This window comes from Kitasatospora sp. NPDC086801 (assembly GCF_044745805.1).
GTDB lineage: Bacteria > Actinomycetota > Actinomycetes > Streptomycetales > Streptomycetaceae > Kitasatospora.
This window is the reverse complement of the sequence record NZ_JBIVAX010000001.1, coordinates 149,251-173,959: the sequence shown is the minus strand read 5'-3', so window position 1 is coordinate 173,959 and position 24,709 is coordinate 149,251. Positions and strand designations below refer to the sequence as shown.

At 71.4% G+C, this 24,709-nt stretch carries 24 protein-coding genes; 11 read left to right on the top strand and 13 right to left on the bottom strand.

Annotation, left to right across the window (positions count from 1 at the left end; translation table 11 throughout):
• The first annotated feature begins 1 nt into the window (after position 1).
• A complete protein-coding gene (locus tag ACIPLC_RS00840; protein WP_400469368.1) occupies positions 2-958 on the top strand; it encodes a M48 family metalloprotease in 957 nt (318 codons plus the stop codon).
• 29 nt (positions 959-987) lie between these two features.
• Here the strand turns inward: ACIPLC_RS00840 and ACIPLC_RS00835 are convergent, their stop codons facing one another.
• The gene (locus tag ACIPLC_RS00835; RefSeq protein ID WP_400469365.1) at positions 988-1,674 is read right to left on the bottom strand and encodes an FMN-dependent NADH-azoreductase; all 687 of its coding nucleotides are present in this window, start codon (positions 1,672-1,674) and stop codon (positions 988-990) included.
• A gap of 73 nt (positions 1,675-1,747) precedes the next feature.
• Between ACIPLC_RS00835 and ACIPLC_RS00830 the strand changes: the two genes are divergently transcribed.
• Positions 1,748-2,650, top strand: coding sequence for a sigma-70 family RNA polymerase sigma factor (locus ACIPLC_RS00830; protein ID WP_400469362.1), 903 nt, complete (start codon positions 1,748-1,750; stop codon positions 2,648-2,650).
• A 54-nt stretch (positions 2,651-2,704) separates the two neighbouring features.
• On the opposite strand, the gene ACIPLC_RS00825 is transcribed toward ACIPLC_RS00830, so the two are convergent.
• The gene (locus ACIPLC_RS00825) at positions 2,705-3,712 is read right to left on the bottom strand and encodes an NADP-dependent oxidoreductase (protein WP_400469359.1); all 1,008 of its coding nucleotides are present in this window, start codon (positions 3,710-3,712) and stop codon (positions 2,705-2,707) included.
• Between the two features lie 135 nt (positions 3,713-3,847).
• Here ACIPLC_RS00825 and ACIPLC_RS00820 point away from each other — a divergent pair, with 135 nt between their 5' ends.
• The gene (locus ACIPLC_RS00820; protein WP_400469356.1) at positions 3,848-4,744 is read left to right on the top strand and encodes a LysR family transcriptional regulator; all 897 of its coding nucleotides are present in this window, start codon (positions 3,848-3,850) and stop codon (positions 4,742-4,744) included.
• Between the two features lie 67 nt (positions 4,745-4,811).
• Here the strand turns inward: ACIPLC_RS00820 and mug are convergent, their stop codons facing one another.
• From mug to ACIPLC_RS00785, 7 genes are all read right to left on the bottom strand, one after another.
• Positions 4,812-5,378: a G/U mismatch-specific DNA glycosylase gene (gene mug, locus ACIPLC_RS00815; protein ID WP_400469353.1), complete on the bottom strand. Its 567-nt coding sequence runs from the start codon at positions 5,376-5,378 to the stop codon at positions 4,812-4,814.
• Positions 5,351-6,373: a phosphatase PAP2 family protein gene (locus ACIPLC_RS00810; RefSeq protein WP_400469351.1), complete on the bottom strand. Its 1,023-nt coding sequence runs from the start codon at positions 6,371-6,373 to the stop codon at positions 5,351-5,353. The genes mug and ACIPLC_RS00810 overlap by 28 nt, the downstream gene beginning before the upstream one ends.
• Positions 6,374-6,491: 118 nt before the next feature.
• A complete protein-coding gene (locus ACIPLC_RS00805) occupies positions 6,492-7,571 on the bottom strand; it encodes an aminopeptidase P family protein (RefSeq protein ID WP_400470607.1) in 1,080 nt (359 codons plus the stop codon).
• Positions 7,572-7,670: 99 nt separating this feature from the next.
• Positions 7,671-9,023 carry a dipeptidase gene (locus ACIPLC_RS00800; RefSeq protein ID WP_400469348.1) on the bottom strand — a complete coding sequence of 451 codons (1,353 nt, stop codon included), beginning with the start codon at positions 9,021-9,023 and terminating at the stop codon, positions 7,671-7,673.
• A gap of 15 nt (positions 9,024-9,038) precedes the next feature.
• Positions 9,039-9,476 carry a hypothetical protein gene (locus ACIPLC_RS00795; RefSeq protein WP_400469345.1) on the bottom strand — a complete coding sequence of 146 codons (438 nt, stop codon included), beginning with the start codon at positions 9,474-9,476 and terminating at the stop codon, positions 9,039-9,041.
• Complete coding sequence (locus tag ACIPLC_RS00790; RefSeq protein WP_400470605.1) at positions 9,473-10,900, bottom strand: APC family permease; 1,428 nt, start codon at positions 10,898-10,900, stop codon at positions 9,473-9,475. The genes ACIPLC_RS00795 and ACIPLC_RS00790 overlap by 4 nt, the downstream gene beginning before the upstream one ends.
• Before the next feature lie 415 nt (positions 10,901-11,315).
• Positions 11,316-12,641 (bottom strand): MFS transporter, encoded by a 1,326-nt coding sequence (locus ACIPLC_RS00785; protein WP_400469342.1) that lies wholly within the window; start codon positions 12,639-12,641, stop codon positions 11,316-11,318.
• 229 nt (positions 12,642-12,870) lie between these two features.
• Between ACIPLC_RS00785 and ACIPLC_RS00780 the strand changes: the two genes are divergently transcribed.
• The 4 genes from ACIPLC_RS00780 to ACIPLC_RS00765 all read left to right on the top strand — a co-directional run bounded on the left by ACIPLC_RS00780 (position 12,871) and on the right by ACIPLC_RS00765 (position 15,092).
• On the top strand, positions 12,871-13,524 hold the full coding sequence (locus ACIPLC_RS00780; RefSeq protein ID WP_400469339.1) for an ArsR/SmtB family transcription factor: 654 nt from the start codon (positions 12,871-12,873) through the stop codon (positions 13,522-13,524).
• 42 nt (positions 13,525-13,566) lie between these two features.
• Positions 13,567-14,058, top strand: coding sequence for a hypothetical protein (locus ACIPLC_RS00775; RefSeq protein WP_400469336.1), 492 nt, complete (start codon positions 13,567-13,569; stop codon positions 14,056-14,058).
• A gap of 123 nt (positions 14,059-14,181) precedes the next feature.
• Positions 14,182-14,616, top strand: coding sequence for a hypothetical protein (locus ACIPLC_RS00770; protein WP_400469333.1), 435 nt, complete (start codon positions 14,182-14,184; stop codon positions 14,614-14,616).
• Positions 14,617-14,861: 245 nt separating this feature from the next.
• The gene (locus ACIPLC_RS00765; RefSeq protein WP_400469330.1) at positions 14,862-15,092 is read left to right on the top strand and encodes a hypothetical protein; all 231 of its coding nucleotides are present in this window, start codon (positions 14,862-14,864) and stop codon (positions 15,090-15,092) included.
• Positions 15,093-15,287: 195 nt separating this feature from the next.
• On the opposite strand, the gene ACIPLC_RS00760 is transcribed toward ACIPLC_RS00765, so the two are convergent.
• Positions 15,288-15,473: a hypothetical protein gene (locus tag ACIPLC_RS00760; RefSeq protein ID WP_400469327.1), complete on the bottom strand. Its 186-nt coding sequence runs from the start codon at positions 15,471-15,473 to the stop codon at positions 15,288-15,290.
• A gap of 39 nt (positions 15,474-15,512) precedes the next feature.
• Between ACIPLC_RS00760 and ACIPLC_RS00755 the strand changes: the two genes are divergently transcribed.
• Positions 15,513-19,895: an AAA domain-containing protein gene (locus ACIPLC_RS00755; RefSeq protein ID WP_400469324.1), complete on the top strand. Its 4,383-nt coding sequence runs from the start codon at positions 15,513-15,515 to the stop codon at positions 19,893-19,895.
• A 1-nt stretch (position 19,896) separates the two neighbouring features.
• Complete coding sequence (locus ACIPLC_RS00750; RefSeq protein ID WP_400469321.1) at positions 19,897-20,712, top strand: hypothetical protein; 816 nt, start codon at positions 19,897-19,899, stop codon at positions 20,710-20,712.
• A gap of 177 nt (positions 20,713-20,889) precedes the next feature.
• Here ACIPLC_RS00750 and ACIPLC_RS00745 read toward each other — a convergent pair whose 3' ends face one another.
• From ACIPLC_RS00745 to ACIPLC_RS00735, 3 genes are all read right to left on the bottom strand, one after another.
• Positions 20,890-21,798, bottom strand: a complete 909-nt coding sequence (locus ACIPLC_RS00745) for a hypothetical protein (RefSeq protein WP_400469318.1) — start codon at positions 21,796-21,798, stop codon at positions 20,890-20,892.
• Positions 21,799-22,039: 241 nt separating this feature from the next.
• Entirely contained in the window at positions 22,040-22,513 is a 474-nt protein-coding gene (locus ACIPLC_RS00740; RefSeq protein WP_400469316.1) for an NUDIX domain-containing protein, read from the bottom strand.
• A 27-nt stretch (positions 22,514-22,540) separates the two neighbouring features.
• On the bottom strand, positions 22,541-23,758 hold the full coding sequence (locus ACIPLC_RS00735) for a helix-turn-helix domain-containing protein (protein WP_400469313.1): 1,218 nt from the start codon (positions 23,756-23,758) through the stop codon (positions 22,541-22,543).
• A gap of 146 nt (positions 23,759-23,904) precedes the next feature.
• On the opposite strand from ACIPLC_RS00735, the gene ACIPLC_RS00730 reads away from it, so the two are divergent.
• Together ACIPLC_RS00730 and ACIPLC_RS00725 are read left to right on the top strand one after the other, a co-directional pair.
• Complete coding sequence (locus tag ACIPLC_RS00730) at positions 23,905-24,348, top strand: ATP-binding protein (RefSeq protein ID WP_400469310.1); 444 nt, start codon at positions 23,905-23,907, stop codon at positions 24,346-24,348.
• Positions 24,345-24,572: a hypothetical protein gene (locus ACIPLC_RS00725; protein ID WP_380225230.1), complete on the top strand. Its 228-nt coding sequence runs from the start codon at positions 24,345-24,347 to the stop codon at positions 24,570-24,572. The genes ACIPLC_RS00730 and ACIPLC_RS00725 overlap by 4 nt, the downstream gene beginning before the upstream one ends.
• The last annotated feature ends 137 nt before the right edge of the window (positions 24,573-24,709 follow it).

The following is a 24,709-nucleotide window of genomic DNA, read 5'->3' as shown; positions in this document are numbered from 1 at the left end:
CGTGGGCTTCTTCGTCTTCCTCCCGCTCATCCTGCCGCTGACCGCGGTGCCGATCGCACGTCTCACCGAGCAGCACCTGCACCCGCGCGGCGCGGCCCGGCTGATGACCGTGATCAGCGCGGTGATGGCCGTGTGCAGTGTGCTCTGCCTCGGACTGATCGGCGTGGTGGGCACCGCGCAGATCCCCGGCAACCCGCTGCCGGACAGCTGGTCCGACCCGGAGGTGCGGGCCGCGCTGCCGTACCACGAGACGGTCGGGACGGCCGCGATGTGGCTGCTGGTCCTGGTGGCCGCGGCCTGCGCCCGGACGGTCGGCCGGCACCTGCGGGTGCGCTCCCGGGCCCGGCGGGCGCTGACCGGGCTGCCGGCCGGGCCGGAGGCGGCCGGCGACCTCGCGGTGCTGCCGGACCGCAGCCCGTACGCGTACGCGCTGCCCGGTTCGCCGGGGCGCGTGGTGGTCTCCACCGGGATGCTGGCCGGGCTGCCCGAGGACGAGCGCGAGGCGCTGCTCGCGCACGAGCGGGCGCACCTGCGCCACCGTCACCACCGGTACCTGCTGACCACCCAGCTGGCCGCCTGCGTCAACCCGTTCCTGCGGCCGCTGCAGTACGCGGTGGCGTTCAGCGCGGAGCGCTGGGCGGACGAGGAGTCGGCCCAGGAGGTGGGGGACCGCCGGATCACCGCGCGGGCGGTGGCCCGGGCGGCCCTGGTGTCGCACGCGGCGCCGGCGCCCGGCTTCGCGGCCTTCGCCGCCCCGGCGGCCGCGCCCGGCCCGGTGCCGCGCCGGGTCGCCGCGCTGCTCGGCCCGGTGCCGACGTCCCGCAACTGGCCCCCGGCGAAGACCCGGGCGGGCCTGGCCGCGATGGTCGCCGCGGCCGGTACGGCGGCGTCGGCGCTGTGCGCGCTCAACGCCGCCGTGGCCCTGCTGGTGGTGCTGAAGGCCGTCACCCCGCTGTAGGTCAGCCGCTGTAGGCCGGTCGCGGTGGATCAGGCGGTGGCGAGCGCGTCCAGGGCGGCTTCGGCGTCGGCCAGGGACTTCGCGGCGAGCGGCCGCAGCCCGGCCAGGGCGGGGACGTCGTCGGCGCGGGTGAGTTCGGCCGGGACGACGTGCAGCTGCTCGGCCGGGACGCCGAGCCTGGCGAAGTAGGCCCGCAGGTACGGGGTCTGGAAGTCGAAGGCCTCGCGCGGGGTGCCGGGGCCGTAGCCGCCGCCGCGGGCGGCCGCGACGACGACCCGGGTGTGGCGCAGCAGGCTCTCGCCGGTGGCCGGGTCGGTGTAGACGCCGGGGAAGCTGATCCGGTCGATCCAGGCCTTGAGCGTGGCCGGGACGGTGAGGTTGTACATCGGCACGCCGAGCAGCACGGTGTCGGCGGCGAGCAGCCGGTCGATCAGCGGGTGGGTGAGGGACCACTCGTGTTCCTCGTCCGGGCCTTCGGCGAGGGCGGCGACGTCGGCGACCGGGATGGTCCCCTTGCGTTCGACGCGGCGGCCGAGGAGGGCGTACCCGGCGCCGATCGCGGCGACCGGTTCGGCGGCGAGGTCCCGGTGGACGTACCGGCCGGCGGCGCCGTGCCGGGCGCGCCAGGCGGCGGCGAACCGGGCGGTCAGCGCGCGGCTGACCGAGTCGCCGTGGCTGATGCTGGAGTCCAGGTGCAGCAGGGTGGTGGTGGTCACAGCGTTCTCCCGTCACTTCGGTGCTGGGTGGATCGTCATCGCTGTGACGGGCCGGGCCGAGGAAAGGTGACCGATGGACCGGGACGAGGTGCTGGCGGCGCGGTTCGAGGCCGAGCGGGGGCGGCTGAGGGCGGTCGCCCAGCGGATGCTCGGGTCGACGGGCGAGGCGGAGGAGGCCGTCCAGGAGGCGTGGCTGCGGCTGGACCGGGCCGGTCCGGACGAGGTGGACAACCTGCCGGGCTGGCTGACCACGGTGGTGTCGCGGATCTGCCTGGACGTGCTGCGGGCCCGCGCGGTGCGCCGCGAGGAGCCGACCGGCGACGCGCTGCCGGACGGGCTGCCGGACGCGGCGGTGGCCGGTGCGGCGGGCGGGGGCGCGGACCCGGAGCGGGAGGCGCTGCTGGTCGAGTCGGTGGGCCGGGCGCTGCTGGTGGTGCTGGACCGGCTGGGGCCGGCCGAGCGGGTCGCCTTCGTGCTGCACGACGGCTTCGCGGTGCCGTTCGAGCAGATCGCGCCGATCGTCGGCCGGACCCCGGTGGCCGCCAAGAAGCTGGCCAGCCGGGCCCGGCAACGGGTGCGCGGGACGGCCGCGCTGCCGCCGGAGCGCCTGGCCGGGCACCGGCGGGTGGTGGAGGCGTTCCTGTCCGCCGCCCGGGGCGGGGATCTGGCCGCGCTGCTGGCGGTGCTGGCGCCGGACGTGGTGCGCCAGGCCGATCCGGCCGCGCTGCCGGCCGGGCGTTCCCCGGTGGCCCGGGGTGCGGAGACGGTGGCCCGGGAGACGACGGTGTTCGGCCGGCGGGCCCGGTTCGGCGCGGTGGCGCTGGTGGACGGGGTGCCGGGGATCGTGATCGCCCCGGGCGGGCGGTTGCGGCTGGTGCTGCGGGTGGCGGTGGTGGACGGCCGGGTGGCCGGCTACGAGGTGGTCGCCGACCCGGCCCGGCTGGCCGCCCTGGAGCTGGCGGTGCTGCCGGAGTGACCGGGGCGTGCCCCGGTGGATCCCGCCGGGCGCGGCGGCAGCACCGGGCGCGGCCTACTCGGCGAGCCGGACGATCATCTTGCCGGTGTTGGCGCCCCGCAGCATGCCGAGGAAGGCGTCCACCACGTGGTCGAAGCCGTCCACGATCGTCTCGTCCGGGACCACCGCGCCGGAGCGCAGGTGCGGGACGAGGAACTCGTACAGCTCCGGTTGGGCGTCGCGGTGGTTGCGGACCAGGAAGCCTTCCAGCCGCAGGCTCTTGCCGACCACGTCGAAGAGGTTGCGCGGGGCGGCGGGCGGGTTCCGGGGGTGGTTGTACTGGGCGACGGCGCCGCACCAGGCGATCCGGCCGTAGTCGCGCAGGGCGCTGATGGCGCCCTCCAGGTGGTCGCCGCCGACGTTGTCCAGGTAGACGTGCAGCCCGTCGGGGGCGGCCTCGCGGAGCCGGTCGGCGATCGGCCCGTCGTGGTAGTCGAAGGCGGCGTCGAAGCCGAGGTGCTCGGTGAGGTGGGCGGCCTTGGCGGCGGAGCCGGTGCTGCCGATGATCCGGCCGGCGCCGAGCAGCCGGGCGAACTGGCCGGCGGCGGTGCCGACCCCGCCGGCGGCCGACGAGATGAAGATCGTCTCGCCGGGCTGCAGCCGGGCGATCCGGGTGAGGGCGACCCAGGCGGACAGACCGGTGCCGCCGAACACCGACAGGTGGGCGCTGAGCGGGACGCCGTCGAGGTCGGGCAGCGGGTTCGCGGTCTCGGCGGTGACCACCGAGTGGGTGCGCCAGGCCTGGCGGTGGAAGACCAGCGTGCCGACCGGCAGGGCGTCGGCCCGGGACTCCACCACCCGGCCGAGGGTGCGGCCCTCCAGCGGGGCGTGCAGCTCCCAGCCGTCCTCCTCCTCCATCTCCTCGCGCATGTACGGGTCGACGGACTGGTGGGTGTTCTCGACCAGGGCCTCACCGGCGGCGAGCGCCGGGATGAGCTCCTCGACGAAGGCGAAGTTCTCGGCGGTCGGAGCGCCGTCGGGGCGGGACACCAGGTGGACGGCGCGGGCGGTGGGGCGGGACATCGGGCTGCTCCGAACGGGAGGCGACGGGCGGATGCGCCCACCGTAGGAAGCGGGGGAGCGGCCGGGCAGGGGTCCGCGTCGATGGAACGGCGGCTTCCATGAGCGGGATTGATGGATGCCGGTAGATTCGGGCGCATGACCGATCTCGCCCCGCACGAGCTGCGGATCCTGGTCGCGGTCGAGGAGGAGGGCAGCTTCACGGCCGCCGCCGTGCGCCTCGACACCACCCAGTCCGCCGTCTCGCACGCCGTGCGCGCCTGCGAGCGGAAGCTCGGCGCGGTGCTCTTCGACCGTGGGCGCCACGGCGCACGCCCCACCGACGCCGGCGCGCGGGCGGTGGCGTACGCCCGCCGGATCCTGCGGCTGCTGGCCGCGATGGGCCCCGAGGTGCGCGGCGTGGGCACGACCGGGCCGCTGACCGGCACGCTGCGGATCGCCGCCTTCCGCAGCGCCGCCGCCCACCTGCTGCCGCCCGTGCTGGCCGGGCTGGCCGCCCGTCACCCGGGGCTGACGGCGCAGGTCCGGATCGTCCGGGAACTCGGCCGCGGCACCGCCGGGGAGGTCGCCGACGGCCGCGCCGACCTCGGGCTGGCCACCCTGGACGCCGACGGCCCGCCGCCCGTCCCGGGCCTGGTCGCGGTGCGCCTGTACGAGGAGTCGTACGCGCTCGCGCACCAGCGGGGCCATCCGGCGCCGCGCGGGCTGCCGCTGGTCGACTGGGACGAGAACTGCGGCTCCTACACCCGGGACTGGTGGCGGCGGCAGGACTGGATCCCGCCCGCGACCATCGACGTCGAGGACGACACGGTGGCCGTCTCGCTGGTCTCGCAGGGCCTCGGCATGGCGATCATGCCCCGGACGGCGCTGCTCGGTGCCCCGGCCGGCCTCGCCGTCGCCGACCTCGGGCCGCACCCGCCCAGCCGGTTCGTCGGGTACGTCACCACGCCCGAGCTGGCCGGGACGGCCGCCGTCCGGGCGCTGATCCGCGAGCTGCGCGAGCTCCCGCTGCCGCCGGGGCTGACGGCGGCCTGACGAGCCGCCTGCCCGGCTGCCGGTGCGGCTGCCTGCCCGGCTGCCCGTGCGGCTGCCGGTCCGGCCGTCAGCCGTCCAGCGCGTCCCGGAGCCGGCGGAACTCGGCGGCCAGCGCGTCCAGCGTGTAGTGCGCGTTGAGCCCGCTCGGGTTGGGCAGCACCCACACCTCGGTGTCGCCGATGCCCTCCGGCTGGCGGCCGATCGAGGCCCGCCGCCGCCCGAAGGCCGTCCGGTAGGCGCCGATGCCGAGCACGGCCAGTACGCGCGGGCGCAGCCGCAGCACGCGCTCGGTGAGCGCGGCGCCGCCCTCGCGCAGTTCTTCGGCGGTCAGTTCGTCGGCCTTGGCGGTGGTGCGCGGGGCGACGTTGGTGATGCCCAGGCCGAGCGCGGGCAGCTCGCCCTGCTCGTCCGGGCGGAACTGGCGCGCGGTGAAGCCGGAGCGGTGCAGGGCGGGCCAGAAGCGGTTGCCGGGGCGGGCGAAGTGGTGCCCGGTGGCGCCGGACCACAGGCCCGGGTTGATGCCGCAGAACAGCACCCGCAGTCCGGGCCCGGTGACGTCCGGGATGGTGGTGTCCTTGGCCGCCTGGAGCTGTTCGGCGGTGGGCTTCACGGGAGGGAGGGGCTGGTTCGGCACGTGGCCAAGTCTGCCCGCTCCCTGATGAGCCGTGAACGCCGGTTCCGGAGCCACCGGAGGCCGAACACCACCGCCGCCGCGTACGCCCAGCCCGCGAAGATGTCCACGATGAAGTGCTCGGCGCCGTACACCAGGGTGAACGCCATCGCGAGCGGATAGGCGACCAGCAGCGCCCGCAGCCAGGGGCGGGCCGTCGGCCAGAAGAAGAAGAGCAGCATCGCCGGGTAGGCGGAGTGCAGCGAGGGCATCGCGGCGACGTCGTTGGCGAACTGGCTGCCGTTCTCGACCAGCGAGTCGGCCTGCGGCAGCCCGCTGGTGGAGATCACGTCCCACACGACCCGGGTGAGCCCCGGCAGGTGGCCCTCCTGGGCGACCAGCCACGGCGGGTCGGCCGGGTAGAGCAGGTACGTGGCGAAGCCGGCGAAGGTGAGCAGCAGGTAGCAGGCGAGCAGTTGCCGGAACCGGTCGTGCCGGCGCCGCCAGAGCACCGCGAGCAGGACGAAGACCAGGAAGAAGTGCGAGAGGTAGACGGCCGTCGCCGCGTAGTCGTACCAGTGCGGCGAGCCGGGCGTCCACAGCGCGTGCTGGAGCCGGACGGTCCAGGTCTCGCCGAAGCCGAGCACTTCGTCGGCGCGCAGCTGCGGCAGCCAGTGCGGGGCCCACGGGGTGTGCGCGCCGTAGCCGCGCAGCAGCGAGTACGTCCAGACGGCGGCCATCACCGGCACCCAGTCGCGCAGCACCAGCAGGAAGCCCCGTCTGCCGTGCCCGCTGTGCACGGCCGCCGTCAGCAGGGCACCGATCAGCCACAGGAACACCACGTCGTTGGCGAAGGCCATGCCCTGGGTGCGCAGGAACCAGACGAGCGCGGTCAGGTAGACCGGCCAGGCCAGCAGTCGAAGTCTCGACAGACCGGTCCGGCGGGGGCGGGCGGTCACGGGTCGCAGTCGCCCGGTCCGCGCCGGGGTGGGCGGGGCCGGGCTGAGCAGCTTGGTCATGCTCACCGAAACTACCAACGCAAGCTTGGAGGACTCTGGGTGAACCATGACCGCCTCGTAAGAAAGTCGCACGGCCGGGTCGCCGTTCTGACGGCGGAGCAGCGGGGCGAGGTCCCGGTCATGAGACGATGCCCAGCTCGTGCGGGGTGTTGTTGAGCCGGCGGCCGCCGGCGGGGGTGACCGTGACGATGTCCTCGATCCGCACTCCGAAGCGGCCGGGCAGGTAGACGCCGGGCTCGATCGAGAAGCACATGCCGGGCACCAGCGGCCGCTCCTCGCCCTCGACCAGGTACGGCGGTTCGTGCGTGGTGATGCCGATGCCGTGGCCGGTGCGGTGGATGAAGTACTCGCCGTACCCGGCCTCGGTGATCACCCGGCGGGCGATCCGGTCGATCTCCTGGCAGCTGACCCCGGGTCGGACCGCCTCGAACGCGGTCTGCTGGGCGAGCCGGACCACGTCGTGCACCTTCTGGACCTCCGCCGGCACCTCGGTGCCGACGTGCACGGTGCGGGTGGTGTCGGAGCCGTAGCCGTCCTTGAGCCCGCCGAAGTCCAGCACCACGGTGTCGCCGGGCCGGATCACCCGGTCGCCGGCCTCGTGGTGCGGGTTGGCGCCGTTCGGGCCGGAGCCGACCACGGTGAAGTCGACCTGGCTGTGCCCGTACTTGATGAGCAGCGCGCCGAGGTCGGCGGCGACGTCGGTCTCCCGGCGGCCGGCGAAGTCGACCTCCAGGATGCCCCGGTAGGCGGCGTCCGCGGCGCCGCCGGCCGCGGCCAGCCGCTCCAACTCGTCGGCGCCCTTGACCGCGCGCAGCATCGGCAGGGTCTCGGTGAGCGAGGTGAAGCCGGTGCCGGGCAGCGCGGCCTGGAGGCCGAGCAGGTGCATCGCCCAGGCGTTGTCGGAGATGCCGTACCGCCCGGCCGGGTCGAGCAGCGGGCGGGCGGTGGCGTACGGGTCCTCGCCGTCGGTCCAGTCGAGCAGCCGCAGGGCCGGGGCGCCGGCCGCCTTCCCGGCGTCCGGGCGCTCCAACTTGGGGACGATCAGCGCGGGTTCGCGCCCGGCGGTGAGCACCAGGGCGGTGAGCCGCTCGGTGATCGCGGTGGGCTGGTAGCCGCACAGGTAGACCAGGTCGGGTCCGGGGGCGACGACCAGGCCGGCCAGTCCGGCGGCGGTCGCGTCGGCGGTGGCCCGGGCCATCCGGGCGGCGTAGTCCTCGGTGGTGAAGGGACGAGGCACGGTCGGTTCCTCCTCAAGGCCGGACGGGGTACTGCTGGAACTCCATCACGTGGAACTCCATCACGTGCGGGCGGAGTTGGCGAAGTGCCGCAGGAACAGCGCCTCGACGTGGGCCATGTGCTCGATCTCGCCGGGGTCGACGCTCTCGTTCGGCGCGTGGATGAGGCAGCGCGGCTCCTCGACGCCCATCAGGACGATCTCCGCCGCCGGGAAGGTGGTGGCGAACACGGTGCAGAGCGGGATCGAGCCGCCCTGGCCGAGGAAGGAGATCGGCTTGCCGTAGACCTCCTGCACCGCCTTGTCGAGCGCGGCGTACGCGGGCCCGCCGGTGTCCGCGCGGAACGGCGAACCGGCGCTCTCCCGCTCGGCCTCCACCAGCACGCCCCAGGGCGCGGCGGCCCGCAGGTGCGCGATCAGCGCGTCCTGGGCGGCGCGCGCGTCGGTGCCGGGCGGCACCCGCAGGCTCACCCGGGCCCGGGCGGTGGCCGGGACGGCGGCGGCGGAGCCGACCACGGGCGGGCAGTCGATGCCGAGGACGGTCACCGCCGGGCGGGCCCAGAGCCGGTCGGCGACCGTCCCGGAGCCGGTCAGTCGGACGCCGTCCAGCACGCCGGCGTCGGTGCGGAACCGCGTCTCGTCGTAGCCGACGCCGCTCCAGGCGCCCGTGCAGTCCAGGCCGTCGATCCGGGTGCCGCCGTCGGCGTCGCGCAGCGAGTCGAGCATCCGGATCAGCGCGGCGAGCGCGTCGGGGGCGGGGCCGCCGAACATGCCGGAGTGCATGTCGCCCTTGAGCGCCTTGACGGTGACGACCGCGGTGGCGACCCCGCGCAGCGAGGTGGTGGCGGTGGGGACGCCGACGGCGGCGTTGCCGGTGTCGCAGACCAGCAGGGCGTCCGCGTGCAACTCCCCGGCGTGCGGCGGCACGTACTCCTCCAGGCCGCCGGTGCCCTGCTCCTCGGAGCCCTCGACGACCAGCTTGAGGCCGACCGGGACGTCGTCGCCCAGCGCCCGCAGGGCGGTGAGGTGCATGACGATGTTGCCCTTGCAGTCGGCGGCGCCGCGCCCGTACCAGCGGCCGTCCCGCTCGGTGAGCTGGAACGGCGGGGAGGTCCAGGCGGCGTCGTCGAGCGGGGGCTGGACGTCGTAGTGGCAGTAGAGCAGGACGGTCGGGGCGCCGGGCGGCGGCGGGCGGTGGCCGATCACGGCGTGGCTGCCGTCCGGGGTCTCCTCCAGGTGGACGTCGCGCAGGCCGGCCTCGGTGAAGGCGGCGGCGACCCACTCGGCGGCCTCCCGGCACTTCTCCGGCGGGTACTGGCGGGGGTCGGCGACGGACGGGACGGCCACCAGCTCGGCCAGGTCGGTCTTGGCGCGGGGCATCAACTCGGCGATCCGGCGGGCTAGTTCGTCGGTCATGGCTGCTCCCTGGGGCTACTTGCGGACGGTGTCCTGCAGGTTGAGGTCGTCGATCCTGTCCTGGATCCCGGCGAGCTTGCCCGGGCAGTACACCGAGAGCACGATCGCCTCGGCCCGCACCGCGTCGCGGTCGGACGGCACCGGCCGCTGGCCCGGTCCGTCGGCGCCGTTGGACATGGCGGACGTCCACTGCGCCTGGGTCAGCGCGTTCGACGGGTTCGCGCAGACGGCGCCGCCGTCCTCGCCCAGGGTGTGCACGATCTGGTCCTGCGTGGGCGCCGGGTAACCGGCCGAACTCAGCGCCCGGGCAAGCTGCTCGGCCTTCCGGTCGGCCTGGTCGGTGGCGTGCAGCCGGCTGAACGAGAGCAGGCCGGTGATCAGCATCGCGACCAGCAGCGCGATCGCCCCGAGGTAGATCCAGCGGTGCCGGGAGGCCATCAGGCTCGTGGTCATGCCGCACCGCCCTCGGCGCGGCGCAGTTCGGCCGACTCCTGCGCGGCCAGCTCCGCCACCGCCTCCGGGGAGCGCCAGCCGGGCTTGCGCAGCCGCAGGAACAGGTACGGGATCAGCAGGCCGAGGGCCAGCAGGCCGCCGCCGACGATCCCGATGTACATCCAGACGCTGCCGCTGCCGAACTGCGAGGACGGCACGAAGCCGATCGCCATCGCGCACGCCGAGGAGAGCAGCCCGACCACGCAGATCGGCACCAGCGCCGGGGCCCGGTAGCCGCGCGGGTGGTCCGGCTGGGTGCGGCGCAGCCGGATCGCGGCGGTGAACATCAGCAGGTAGACGATCAGGTACACCTGCGTGGTGATCACCGAGAAGATCCAGTACGCGCTGGAGACGTTCGGGATCAGCGCGTACAGCAGGGCGATCGCCGTGGTGACCACGCCCTGGGCGACCAGCAGGTTCTGCTGGACGCCCGCCCGGTTCAGCCGCTGCAGGAACGGCGGCAGGTAGCCCTCCTGCCGGGAGATCATCAGCAGGCCCTTGGACGGCCCGGCCAGCCAGGTCAGCATGCCGCCGAGCGAGGCCGCGATCAGCGCCACCGCGATCACCGGGGTGAGCCAGCCGATGTCGAAGTACTGGAAGAAGGCGTCGAAGGCCTGCATCACACCGGCCGTCAGGCTCAGCTCGCTGGACGGCACCACCCAACTGATCGCCAGCGCCGGCAGGATGAAGATCAGCAGCACCATCGCGGACGCGGTGAACATCGAGCGGGGGAACTCCCGCGCCGGATTGCGCAGCGAGGAGACGTGCACCGCGTTCATCTCCATGCCGGAGTAGCTGAGGAAGTTGTTGACGATCAGCACCAGGCTGGCCAGGCCGGTCCACTGCGGGAGCAGGTGCGCGGAGTCCATCGGCGCGGCGGAGCCGTTGCCCTCGCCGAGGAAGACGAAGCCGAGCACCACCAGCAGCGTGCCGGGGATCAGGGTGCCGATCACCAGGCCCATCGAGGACAGGCCGGCCACCGCCTTCGTCCCGCGCGAGGAGACCCAGACGCCGGTCCAGTACAGCACCATGATCACCACGGCGGTGTACGGGCCGTTGCTGGCCAGCTTCGGGTTCACCACGTACGCGATCGTCGACGCCACGTACGCCAGCAGGGACGGGTAGTAGAAGATCGTCATCGCGAACTGGCACCAGACGGCGAGGAAGCCCAGCGGCTTCGACAGGCCCTCCGAGACCCAGCGGTAGACGCCGCCCTCCCAGCCGGACGCCAGCTCGGCGGAGACCAGCGCGGTCGGCAGCAGGAACACCAGCGCCGGGACGAGGTAGAGGAAGACGCAGGCCAGGCCGTAGACGGCCATGGTCGGGGCGGAGCGCAGGCTGGCCACCGAACTCGTGGTCATCAGGGCGAGCGTCAGCCAGGACATCCGGGGGGCGATGGCCACCCGGGCGGCCACCGAGCCGGTCCGCTCGCGGGTGGCCTGGCCGCCGGGGTTCCTCAGGTCACCGGGGTTTCTCCGGCCACCGGGGTTCCTCCGGGCACCGGGGCTCCTCCGGCCGCCGGGGTCTCCGTGGTCACCAGGGCTTGTCGGGTCACCGGATCCGCCGGAACCGCCGGGGGCGGCGGCCTCGCCGGGGCCGCCCCGGCCGGGCGAGGGCGCGTCCGTGGAACCCATCTGTCCTCCTCCGGTACGGCCCCGGTCGGCTGCGCGAGGTCCGGGCGCGAGGCGCCCCGGGCGCGGATGCCGCCCGGGAAGGGTTCCGGGGCGGGCCGTACCCGGCCAGTTCACCCGGTTGCCGAGGCCACCGCATGCGGCGTGCACCCGCACGGGTGAGCGACTGTCAGGGGTGGGCCGCCGGATTCTGCGGAGTCGGCCAGACGGCGCGGCGCAGCGTACGGCTCGCGGTCGCGGGCAGCAGGGCGACCGCGAGCAGGATGGTGATCGCGGCCAGCGCGACGGCGGGGGAGAGGTGGTCCAGCAGCAGGCCGCTGCCGAGTGTCCCGGCCGGCATGCCCGCGGTCAGCAGCGTCATGGTCGCCGCGATCGCCCGGCCGCGGAGCTCGTCCGGCACCTGCTGGAACACCAGCAGGTCCAGCATCACCCGCAGGGCCGGAATGCCGAACCCCACCATGAACAGCGCGGCGAACACGGTGACCGCCCCGCCCGGCAGCAGCGGCGCCAGCGGCACCGGCACGGCGGTCCAGGCCACCACCAGCAACAGGACACCCGGCCCGGCCATCCGGTGCAGCCGGGGGACCAGGGCGGCTCCGGCCAGCGCCCCGACCGCCTCGCCGGCCAGTGCCAGGCCGATCCCGCCGCTGCTCGTGCCCCCGTCCCGCAGCAGCACCATCACCGGCAGCATCAGGGCCGTCCCGGCGAGGTTGATCACCAGCAGGACGGCCAGGGCGGAGCGCAGCAGCGGGGAGGCGGCGAGCAGGCGGTACCCGGCCAGGGCGCCGCCGGAATCGGGGGCCGGCTGCGTGCCGCCCGGGTCGCGGTTCGGCTGTGCGGCGGCGTCGCGGTTGGGCTGTGCGGTGGCGGGGTGGTTCGGCTGTGCGCTGGCGGGGCGGCCGGGGAAGCGCACCACCAGCGCGGCCACCAACGCGAGCAGGGAGGCGAGCGCGCTCCCGAGGAACGGCACCGCGCCGCCGAGCCCGTACAGGAAGCCTGCCAGCGGCGGACCGGCCAGCGAGGCCCCGTTCATCCGGGCCTCGTCCTGGGCGAGTGCCTGCGGCAGCTGCTCCGGCGCCACCACCGAGCGCAGCGCCAGCAGCCGGATCGGGCCGCTGTACGCGATGGTCGCCCCGACGGCGACGGCGACGAGCAGCAGGTGGGCCAGGGTCAGCCGGTCGAAGGCCATGGCCACCGGGACGGTCGCCGTGGCGATCAGCCGGGCGGCGTCGGAGGCGATCAGCACCCGGCGGCGGTCGAGGCGGTCGGCGACGACGCCGCCGTGGACACCCAGCAGCAGGGTCGTGACCATCTGCACGGCGCCGAAGGCCCCGGCGGCGGTGGAGGAGCCGGTGAGTGCGAGGACCAGCAGCGGGAAGGCGGTGTCGCCGACCCGCATGCCGAGCGTCGCGGCGGCCTGGCCGGCCCAGAGCGCCTGGAAGCGCAGGTTCCGCCGCAGCGGGACGGGCGGTGTGACCGCCTCGGCTGCCTCCACTGCCTCCACTGCCTCTGCCGCCGTTGCCGCCGTTGGTGCCGCTGGTGCCGCGACCGGCCTCGACCCGTCGGTCGCTGTCCTGTTCCCCGCCATGCCCACCCCGCCATTCGCGCTTCCGACATCATTCACGTTGTCGTGAATGATGTCGGAAGCGTGATTGGTTGCGCAAGGGTGAGCGCTCACCAGGGCGTGATTGCGCGCGGCGCGGCCGATCTGCCAAGGTGGGCCCGTGGCCGAGCACGATCTGGAACCCGCCGACGGCGGCGAGCAGTCCACCGCCTGGATCAAGGAACGCCGGGTGGCCGATGTCGCCGTGCTCAAGGCGCTGGCCGACCCGTTGCGGCTGGCCATCCTCGGGGCCCTGAAGTCCGGCGAGGAGCGCCCGCTCACCGCCAAGGAGATCGCCGCCGCGCTCGGCGAACCGCAGACCAAGCTCTACCGGCACATCAAGCAGCTGGAGAAGGCCGGGCTGATCATCGTGGCCGGTACCCGGCTGGTCTCCGGCATCGTCGAGAGTCGCTACGCCGCGGCCCAGGAGTCGATCCGGCTCGCCCCGGAGATCTTCACCGCCGACTCCCCGGGCCGCACCGAGGCGTACGACGCCATCCTGGCCGCCATCGACCGGGTCCGCGGCGACTTCCGGGCCCAGGTCCTCGACGGGCGGCTGGACTTCAGCTCGTCCCGGGACGGATCGGCCGGCCCGCCCGGCCTGTTCGCGCACTCGACGCTGCGGATCAGCCCGGACCGGCTGATCCGGCTGCGGGCCCAACTCGCCGAACTCCTCGCCGAACTGAACGAGGAAGCGCCCAGTACGGCCGAGGACGCGATGGACGTGACGGTCCTCACGCTGCTCTACGGACTCCGGCCGGGCACGGAATCATAAACTCCGAGCCGACTGTCAGTGCGGTGGGACACGATGTCCGGCATGTCCTATGAACTCCAGGCGCTGATAGGAACATTCGAGCTACTGGCGGTGGCCGCGGCGGAAGTCCCGGCGGCCCGGGTGGTGCCACTCGCCCAGGGGCTGGCCCTGATCCCGGCCACCCCGGCGGTGCTCTCCGCCCTCCAGGCCGACGGTGGCACGACGAAGCCCGTCGACCGGGCCGGTTTCGGCTGGCACCCGGACGGCTTCGAACTCCGCCTGGCCGCCTGGTCCAAGGCCGGTCCGATCGCCTGCGTCGAGGCCGAGTACTTCGGCGGCAGCGGCACTCAGCGCGCCGCCGTCTGGGAGGACGGCCGGATCGTCCTCGGCCCGCTCACCAAGAGCGAGTTCGAACCCTTCCCGCCGGAAGGCTCCCCGATCTCCCGCGCCCTGCGGCGGATCGGCGCCCGCACCGAGGCGGGCCGGGTGGACGAGTTCGCGTCCGTCGGCCTGTCGGCCCACCGCGGCACCAGCGGCTGGGCGGCGGCCGACTGACTTGCCGCCGGCTGACCCGCCGCGCACCGTTCGGCGTACCTGTGGTGGCTGCGTCCGGAGTACTGCCCCACGGTGTGAAGCAGGCGATCTCGCCTGACTCGCACTTGAGAGGAAGCAGTACCCGTGCGTGCCACCCGGATGGCCGCCGTGCTGACCGCAGCCCTCGCGCTGATCATGGTCACCACGGCGTCCGCCACCGCCGCCGGCAACGAAGCCGCGGTCCCGCGCGCCACCCTCGCCTCCACCCCGAACCCCGCCGCCGTCCCGGCGCTTGCCGACCTGGCGCCCGCCGAACCGTTCCTGCCGGCCGGCCTGGCCCTGACGGCCGTTCCGGCCCCCGCCGTCCCGGACCGTCCCGCCGACCTGGCCCCGCTCGACGTTCCGGCCCCCGCCGTCCCGGCCCTGTCCGCGACCCCGGACCCGAGCACGGCCCTCGGGGTGCTCGGCGACATCGTCAAGCTGGTCACCGGCCTGCTCTCGACGGTCACGTCCGCCGTCCCCGACCTCGAGCCGTCCAGCAGCTCGTCGCCACCCTGCAGAGCACCCTGCAAGGCCTGATCGGCCAGCTCCCGACCCCACCGGCGACCGCCCCGACCCTGCCCAAGACCTCCGGCCCGGCCACCCTGCAGGACCAGCTCGCCACCCTGCGCGCCCAGGCCCAGGCCCTCGCCGAGGCCGCCCACCCCCACCTCGCGACCGACTGACCCCACCCATGCGAAAGGCCCCGCTCCGGGAACTCGATTTCCCGGGAGCGGGGCCCTGCCGCACAACCCTCCAGGGGTCAGCGGTAGTTCACGTACTGCATGAGCGTCGCGCTGACCTGCGAGTTCGCGGTGATCATGGCGCTGACCTGGGAAAACTCTTGTACGGGCTTTTCACTGGTCAGCGCCATTTTCCGCCCGCATGCGCCCTGGATGTGCCCTCGGTGGGCACTGTGCGACGTGGTCCGCGCGCCACCGCTGCCTTCGGCCGCGTGGATCCGCTTCGTTTTGGCCACCCCGCTCGTCGGCCCGACGGCCAAATCCAGCCGTTAAGTCGACGCTCTTGGTCGCAGGTGAGTGGATCTCGCGGAGAACCGCCACTGGCAACCTTGCTGCCAGTGACCATGAGCTGCCTGCCTGGATGTGAGTGAGCCGGCAGAGCGGGAAGCCAAGCCCAGCGGCCTGAATTGCTGTATAGCGCAAACGTTTCATTGCTGACCGTGGTCACCCTGCTGCATCCTGCAACGTTCACATCACGGCGATGACCTTGGGGGATGAGTGGCTCGGCAGCACTTCAGGGCGGATGACCCGATCGCAACGGTTCAGGCCCGCAATCTCGTTGAGTACCTGCGCGACTTCGTTCGTACCGCTCATCGGCCGGTTCGTGATTGCGGGCAGTTTGAGGACGTTCTCTGGCTCGCGGATCTGCCCCACAGCCTGCCCCGCCCGAAGGCTACGGCCGATGGTGTTCTGATGAAGGTGGACCACCGACCACGGAAGCCAGCCCCGGAGATCCCGAAGGAGCTGTCGGGCTGGCTGTCTTCGGAAGCGGTGGCACAGCCGACGGTCGAGGAGCCCTTGCTCGCAGAGACTGGCCCGGGGCGGGGTTGGATCGAAGACGAGAATGGTGAGTTGATCGAGGTAAATGAGATTCGTCGCGAGGATGCCGCCGACGTCCTTCGCGCGTACACCAGGTGGCTGCCTCAGTGGCAGAAGTGGTCGGCCACCGAGCGTGCGAATGAGCCCCACCGCAAGCTTCATCAGCGTCTACGCAGGATCGCTCGGCGCCTGCAGGAGGACGGTGACGTCTACGAGGCTGTCTTGGCTGTGGGGCTGCTTCGCGGAGAGAAGAACCAGTCGGCTGGCCCCGTGCGCCGTCACGTGCTCACTACACCAGCCGTGTTGACCATCAAGCCCGAAACGGTCGAGATCGCCGTCATGCTGGTACCGGACGCGCCAATGCGGCTTGAGGACCGCGACTTCCTTGACGAGGAGGACGGATACACCTCCGAACTGCTTACGTCGGTCCGGTCGCGGATGGACAGCGGCGATCTGCATCCGTTGTCCCCAGAAGTCGAGGAGGTGCTCGTCCAATGGTGCGACCGGGCTCTGGGCAGGGATCAGGCGATCCGATTCGACAGGAGTTGGGAGCGCGCGGAGCGCGCCCGTATCGGGCAGTCGGATCTGCAACTGCAGCTCTCACCAGCACTAATCCTTCGTGAACGTGGGCGCAGCGCGATCGCCAGCTTCTACGAGGCGATCGCTCAGGAGCTGTCACGTCCTGGAGCCACTTGCCCGTTGGGCCTGGCTCAGCTGCTCCAGCCGATGGCGGCGTCAGATCGGATCGAATGGTCCTCCGTTGGTGGCACAACCGCGCAGCCGGCACTCGGCCCCGACCCGCTCTTCCCGCTACGTGCCAACGCCGCCCAGCGAGATGTTCTGCGGCGGCTGCAGCAGGACACCGGGATTGTGGTCCAGGGGCCGCCGGGGACCGGGAAGACGCACACCATCGCCAACCTAGTCTGCGCGCTGCTGGCTGACGGCAAGCGGGTTCTCGTGACGAGTGAAAAGGACCAGGCTCTACGGGTGCTGCGCGAGAAGCTACCCCCGTCACTACGCGAGCTGTGCGTTCTTCAGACCGACGCACGCTCGGGCGGAACTGAGGACGTGGAACGCTCAGTGCGAGCGTTGTCGCACCGGGCCTCGACGACGACGCCGGAGCAACTCGCGGGGACAATCGAAGACCTGAGCGCACTACGAGCCCGCCTGTCCGCAGAGGCAGCCAAACTGCGCGAGGAACTGCGCTCGCTGCGCGAGAAGGAGTGGTACGACCACCCCGAGATCTCCCCTGGTTACCGCGGACGTCTCTCGGAGATCGTTGAGGCGGTGGCAGCAGGAGAAGGGGTATTCGATTGGCTTCCCCCGCTACCGGTCACCGCGCCCGAGGTACCGTCGGTGGGCGCTGACGAGGTCCGTCGACTGCTTGCGATCATCACACGACATGGCCCGTCCGTGCTGGACGACTTCGCTGCCAGCTGCCCCGACCCGGACGAGCTGCCCACGGCTCACGAGTTCGCGGCGGCCGTTGCAGGTCTGACGGCCGCCGAGGAGGTCCATACTCAGGCGGGGCTCAATGCCCTCGCCGACGACATCGCGGCTCGCGGGCCGGACTTCGTCCAGCAGTTGCAGGAGCACGTCGAGGCGGCGGACGGAGTACTTCAGCAGGTTGGTTTGCCGGCAGCTGTCGAGGCATGGCCGGTTGGTGGTTGGCTGAATCGAGCAGTCTCCGACCTGATCGCCGGGAACAAGTCGTTTCTCTGGAGTCAGGTGCGAAAGGCGTCACTGCAGGCCGAGCAGGCCCAATCGGCGCTACTCGTGTGCGACTTCGACCATGTCGGCCTGCCTGACGAGCACGCCGCTGCCGAGACCTCACGCCTCATTCGCGCGGGACAGGCGCTGCAACAGCACCTGGCGAGCGGCAAGCAGTTGCACAAGCGCTTCTTCAAGGCGGCGGTCGAGAAGGAAGCTGCTGATCTGCTGACCACGTGCACTGTAAATGGTCGCTCCCCCAGCACGGCTGCCGAGGTCGGGGCTGTTGTCACCCATCTCCAGGCGCGACTCAGCGCGGAGCAGCTTAGTGCCCGCTGGACTGATGCCGGTGCGCCTGCCTTGGAAACCCCGATCGCGGCGGCGCTGTCGGAGTTGTTGGACCGTACTCCGGTTCTTGACGCCATCACGAGCTTCGCGACCCGCACCACTGCCGTCCACGAGGCGCTGGTCCAGGCCCGGATCCGGACTTCAGTGCGCACGCTCCAGGAGTGGCAGAACGTCCGCACTGCTCTCAACCATGCTCTCGGCCACCTCGCTGTCCAACAGGCACAACGGGATCTCGAGCAGTTGGGGGCCGCGTTGCCGGCACTATCGGCTCGTGCGGTGCCCGAGCTTGCGGAGGTTCACCGCGCTATCGCCGCTTGTGACCCAGGTGCTTACGAGGATGCACTCAACGCGCTGGCCCGCGCGTACCACCGGGAGGATGACCGCCGCGAGGCGCGCAAGCTCCTTGAGCACCTCGACTCGGAACACCCGGAGCTGACACGCAGGCTTGTGGAGAGTCCCACTGACGCCGCGTGGGTCAGTCGCCTGGATGCCCTTGGCGAAGCGTGGGCTTGGCGGCGCGCCCAGACCTTCCGCGACCAGATGCTCGCCGTCGGTCGGGAGGAGTTGCTGGAGAAGCGCCTGGACGAGGCCGAGGAACAGTTGCAGGGAACCATCGCTCATCTGGCAGCAGCCCATGCCCTGCGCCACTGCCTGCTGCGGATGACTGCGGCTCAGCGTCAGGCACTCAGCGCGTACGCGACCGCAATGAGCAACGCGGGCAAGGGACTGTCCGCGCTGAGCCGGCGCCATCTCAAGAACGCGCGCTCTGCGATGCGGGTCGCCAGCGGCGCGGTGCCGGCCTGGGTAATGCCGGTCAAGCAGGTGGCGCAGATGATCTCACCGGAGCAGGACTGCTTCGATGTCGTCATCGTCGACGAGGCCAGCCAGGTGAGTCTTGAGGGCGTGATGCTGCTCTGGCTCGCGCCCCGAGTTGTCATCGTCGGTGACGACCAGCAGTGTGCCCCGGTTTACACCGGCGGCAAGCACGACCGGCTCCTCCAGCGATTCGATGAGTTGTTCCCGGGCATGGAGGACTGGCAGCGCGAGGGCTTCAACCCCAAGTCCAACCTCTACGCCCTGCTGTCCCAGACCTTCAGCCAGGTCATTCGCTTGACCGAGCACTTCCGGTGCATGCCCGAGATCATCCACTGGTCCTCCGGCCAGTTCTACGACTATGAGCTGGAACCGCTTCGCCAGTACGGCGCAGATCGTCTCCCCCCACTTCGGGTTGTCCATGTCCCTGACGGCCATTGCGATGGGTTCGGCGACAGGCTCGTCAACCGGGCGGAAGCCGAGAGGATCGTCGAGACTCTCCTGACGCTCACTCTCGATCCCGCTTACACCGGGCGGACCTTCGGTGTCGTTGTGATGCGCAGCGGCGGAGCACAGGTACGACTGATCGAGGACCTCATCGACACGCGGATTGACCTTGCGATCCGCGAACGCCATGAGATCCGTGTGGGCACGCCAGCCCAGTTCCAGGGTGATGAGCGGGACGTCATCCTGCTGTCTCTCGTCATCGACAAGGACAACACGCGTGCCCTGACCAGCCTCGGCGACGGTCGGCGCTTCAATGTGGCTGCCAGCCGGGCCCGGGACCAGATGTGGCTGTTCACGTCCGTCACGACCGACCTGCTCAACAGCCGCGACCTACGGCATAACCTTCTCACCTACATGCAGTCCCCGCCCGCCCTTCAGAACACGCCGCCCGAACTGGTCAACGTCACGCCCGACAGCCCTCGCCAAGATCCTTTCGACTCCGTATTCGAGCAACGCGTCTTCCTCCGGATTCGGGAGCGGGGCTACCACGTCGTGCCTCAGTGGCGTGCCAACGGCAAGCTCATCGACCTTGTCGTGATCGGCGACAACGGTCGCCTGGCGGTGGAGTGCGACGGAAGTCCGTACCACTCCACCAGTCGGCAAATCCATGACGACGCGGAGCGCGAACGTGAACTGCGGCGCGCCGGCTGGCGATTCTGGCGCGTTCGCAGCAGTGCATTCGCACTCGACCCCGACGCCGCTCTCCAGCCGCTCTGGCAGCGCCTGGACAGCCTGGGCATCCACCCTGGGGCCCGAGTCGAGTCCGCCATCGACACCAACAGCACCTGGACCCCGGTCGCCCTTACCGAGGATTCCGATGAGTCGGACGAGAGCGAAACCCCCGTCGAGGCGCCTGCCGCCTCCCCTCAAGGAGCATGACGTGCCCAACCCCCTCGACGACAGCACTCTGGCGGAGATCGCACGCTTGATCTGCGGAGACGATGGCCCCGTGATCTACCGGAAGGGCTGGGAGCTTCCGCAGTTCTTCACCCGCGCTGGATGGGCCCAGGTGCCCGATCACGACGGCTCGCCCCGAGTCGAGTGGACGCTCGAACGCCTTCGCGAGCGGCAGCAAGACTCGGAGGATATCGAGCGTGCTGTGTTGAGAGTGGTCAATCCCGTGGAATTCCATGGTCAGGAGAAGGAGTTCAAGGCCACCCTGCACCGTCTCAACGACATCCTTGCTCTCGAAGGGCTACGTGTCGAATACGTAAAGGGCCGCCCGCAGCTGATCGAGCAGGATCCTGTCTTCGACCCGGGCGTTCGCATACCTCGCGTCGAGCTCAAGGTCTCGATCACCGAAGTCGTAAAGGATCCCGAACTCGCTCGTGCCGTGCAGATGCGTCTCGACGAAGCCCGCGCGTGTGCCGAACAAGGCTTCTACATCTCCGCCCTCATCATGATGGGTAGCCTTCTGGAGGGGGTCTTGCTGCATGCCGCGGAGGTCCGCACGGCCACGACACCTCTGCCCAAGCCGCTAAGGAACATGGGACTGCAGGACCTCGTCGACTTCGCTCACGACAACGGGTGGATTCAACACGACGCCAAGATGGCCTCCCAACTGGTACGTCACTACCGCAACCTCGTACACCCCCACCTTGAGAGGCGGACCCGGCACACCCCTGACGGCGATACGGTCGACATGTGCTGGCCCGTCGTCCCCGCCATACTCAACGACCTGGCAGCCAGTGCATAGGACGCATTAGGCAAAGGGGAAGGTGCGGAACATCGGCCTGACGAAATGTCGGCCGCCGGAGCCGATGCGAAGGGGACTGTCCAAGCTGAGGCGGTTCCACTACGGCCGCCTTGGCATCCCTGCGGAGCCCAGCAGCAGGGTCAAACCCGTTGATCGGCGAGAGTAGGCATCTGTAGGTCAGCTGGCCAGGGCGGGCGTCTGTCGCCGGCTCTCCACTACGGCCCTTGCAGCACTCATGGCTGTACGAACGCGCGCAGCCCCTTCGGCGGCTATGGCTGCTCCGGCACCGACCGTAACCGAGCGGGCGTCGAGGCCCGTACACGGGCGGCAGATGCCCGGCCGGGGCACCGGGTCGTGGCACTTGGCGCACTCGGCGTAACGGGCCGCTGTGGGCCGCACAGCGGGCTGGACGGGCGGCATCTTGCGCTCCAGGCGATAGCGGAGCACCGCGACCGCCGAGTGCACCGGTGCTGGTAGGCCCGGCAGCAGGGCGTGGGCGAGATCGGCCTGGGTCGCGCCGCGCTCCAGCCATTGCGCGACGAGGGGTGCGAGTTCCTCGGCTTCGGCTTGGCCGAGCCGCAGGCGCGGCTCGGGGCGAATCACCCGGAACAGCGTGGCGACCGCCTCGCGGATCTGCTTGTCCGGCACCGCCACGGGCTGCGCGTCAGCCTCGTCCTCGTGGTCTTCCTCCCGCCCTCCCATGTTCGCCTGCGGCTCGTCGGCGAGGACCGGCTCGTCGGGCTGCTCGGCGGGGAGGGAGGTTCCTTTGAACCGGTCCTTTGGAAGGACGTCAGCACCGCCGGTGGTCGCTTTACCGGAGACCGGACGGGTGGCACCCGGCAGCGCCAGCTGCGGGGTGTCGTAGACGTGGGTCTCGGTGATGATCGTGCCGTCCGGCATGCGGATCTTCTCGACGCGGTAGAAGCCGGTCTCGGTCAGCTCTTTCAGGGCCTTGCGGATCGCGCCGCGGCCCTGGGGGCTGGTGTCGGCCATGTGCCGGCCGTCTTCGCGCCAGCCGTCAGGGCGGGAGAGGAGGTCCGCGAGTAGGCCGCGGGCGGTGTAGGACAGCTGCCGGTACTGCAGCATGCAGTTGGGCAGCACGGTGAAGTTGCGTACGTGTTCGGTACGATGTACTCGCATCGGGAGTTCGCGCTCCTGGTGCCAGACCCCGGAGCGTTGGCGCGCTGCCGGGGTCGCCTATTTTCGGTTGGATCACGGAACGTACCACAATGCCAAGGCAGATGAGCCGTGTTGGGGCGAGCGGGCTTGATCACACTCACTGGCTGCGTCGGAGGAAGCCCCGTGCAGCCGGAGTGAGGTCGTGGATCTACGCGCGGGTCGTTCCGTGCTCCAGGTAGACGGTCGCGGACTGCGTCCTGGCGACGCAGGCGGCGTGGACGCGGCGGGCGAGGCGCGGGATGAGGAGTTCGTCGAGCTGGTCGGTGGCGTGGAAGGCGTACTTGTCGATCTCCACCTGGTCGACGGTGATGTTGTCGAGCTCGTCGGCGGGGAGGACGCCGCCGTCGAAGACGAAGAGGAGCTTGTCGCCCTCGGTGGGGTGGGGTGCCCAGTCGGCGACGAGCAGGCGGCCGATCGGCGGGGTGATGCCAAGTTCCTCCTTGACCTCGCGGGCAGCGCCCTCGCTCGGGGTCTCGCCGGCGTGGAGGTAGCCGCCGGGGATCTCCCAGCCGGGCTTGTAGGTCGGCTTCACGAGGAGGACGCGGTTGTCCTCGTCGAAGAAGAGCACGCCGGCGGCGGTGCGGGGCTGGGCCACGACCTCGTGGGACTGGGAGTCGCTCATGGCGACGACTGTAGCCGCCCATCCGCGTCACGCGACGATCTGGAGCCGCTGTGCGACGCCTGCCAGCAAGTAGCTGGGTTTGCCTCGCTGTTGGCGGACCCAGTTGGTCACCAGGTGTCGGGGGATGAAGTGGTAGCGGACTTGCTCGGGGGCCAGCTCCTCGGCGTCCAGTACGAGGGCGAGGGCCTCGTCCATGCGGTTCTGTGCGCTGTGGGCGCGGGCGATTTCGAGTGAGTGCCGCACTCGGCGTTCGAGAGGCAGGGTCGAGGAGTCCACGCGCGGACCTTGGTCGAGGGCGATCTGGACGTCGCCGAGCTCCATGGCGGTCGAGATGCGGTGGATTGCCACGTTGGTGGGCCCGAAGGCCGTCCACATGTGGTTGGCGTCGTGGCCGAGGCGCTGGGCCGCCCGGTCCGCCTCGGCGAGGAAGTCGCGCACCGTGCTCCGGTCCTCGATCCTTGCGGCGGCCATCGACCCGACGAGGAAGAGGGTGCCGTAGATCGACAGGTAGGTCGGGGTACCGTCCTCCAAGCCGGCCTCCAGGAACGAGGCCGAGTTCATGACCAAGTCCTTGGCGGCGGTGAGGCGTCCGTTGCTGAGCAGGCAGTGGGAGACCGAGCGGAACAGCGAGCCGGTGACGACGATGTTGCCCGACTCCTGGGCCGCCGTGAGGCCGCGGTCGGCCGACATCCAGGCGAGGTCGGCTTCGCCTATCTTCGTCAGGACCATCGCGGCGCCTTGGTAGGCCATAGCGAGCAACGCCTTGGCCTGCTGTTGTTGATCGCCCTCGTACATGCGCACCGCGCGCTGGGCCTGGGAGAGGATGTCCGGGATGAGTCTGGTCGCGCGGGAGTATCTGGCGTCCTGGTAAGCGGACCAGGCGGAGCCCACCTCGGCGCGCAGGATGTCGAGGTCGGGCGGCTGTTCGGCGTCGTCGGCCGCCAGGAACGGCGACAGCTGCTTGTAGTCCATGAGCGCTTCGCGCAGCTTCGAGATGGCTCCGCCCTGGGCATCGCCGGGCCAGTCGAGGAGTGACGGCTCCGCCAGCAGGTCGCCGAGCCGGATGTCGAGGGCATCGGCCAGCGCCCTGATGACCGAAAGCCGATCGAGCTCGATACGGCCGTTCTCGACCTTGCTCAGCCAGTCGGCTGTTCGCCCGACGAGGCCGGCCAGAACCTCCTGGGGCATGCCCCGTCGACGGCGGTACCAGGCGACGCGCTCGCCGATGCTCAGCGTCTCACTCATTCCAGGCATGCTCCCAGCCTGAGGGCGCTCCCGCTGCCTACCCCGGAAGGATTTTCCGGGTTCCCCACCATCCATCCTCCTAGCGTTCTGACTCGCCCTCAAGCAGCTTTGCCTGCTGGGTGATTGGGCAACGAGGAGGGTGGATCGTGGTGGCACGTCAGGACCTTCGAGCAAAGGAAGCCATCGAGGTGGCCGGCTGTCTGTCGGTGCAGATGAGCTTCCTGCACGCTCACGCCTCCGTGCCCTTGGCCCGGGCGCTGATCAGGGGGGTCGTCGGCGCATGGGAGTTCGACAGGCCACTCGTCCAGGACATCGAGCTGGTCGCGTCCGAGCTCTGCACCAACGCCGTTCTTCACGGCGCGGCGTCGTGCCTTGGCTGCTTCGACGTCCGTCTGGCACCTCAGCCGCGCGGTCTGCGAATCGAGGTCACGGACGCGGGGCCTGGGCCCGTCGACCGGCCCGCCTCGTCCGCCCTGGCCGAGAACGGCCGGGGGCTCCTCCTCGTGAGCCGGATGTGCGAGAGCTGGGGCGTCGACGCGACGAGCGACGGCACCGTGGTCTGGGCCGAGCTCAGGACCGATGTGGCATGACCGACTACCAGCCGCACGAAGACATCTACCGTGCTGCTCATCGGGATCCCGTCGAAGCCGTACTCACCTGGCTCTGGGCGCTCGGCCACCTCATCGTCCTCGCCCTGCTCGGAGTGGCAGCCGACCACCAGCTCAGCTCCGATCACTTCGGCCCCGTCCTGGCGGCCGACCACGAGCCCGACCGCGACCTTGAGCAGCACCCCGCGGTCGAACCCGAGGCCTGACAACGGAGTCACGCCTCGTCGCCACGCGCACCACCGAGCGAGAAGGGAACACCGCCATGTCGTCCATCGTGCGCCTGCAGGCGCCCCAGCCTCCGCCTCCTCCGCCCCCACCGCCGCCGGCACCGCCGACCCCGCAG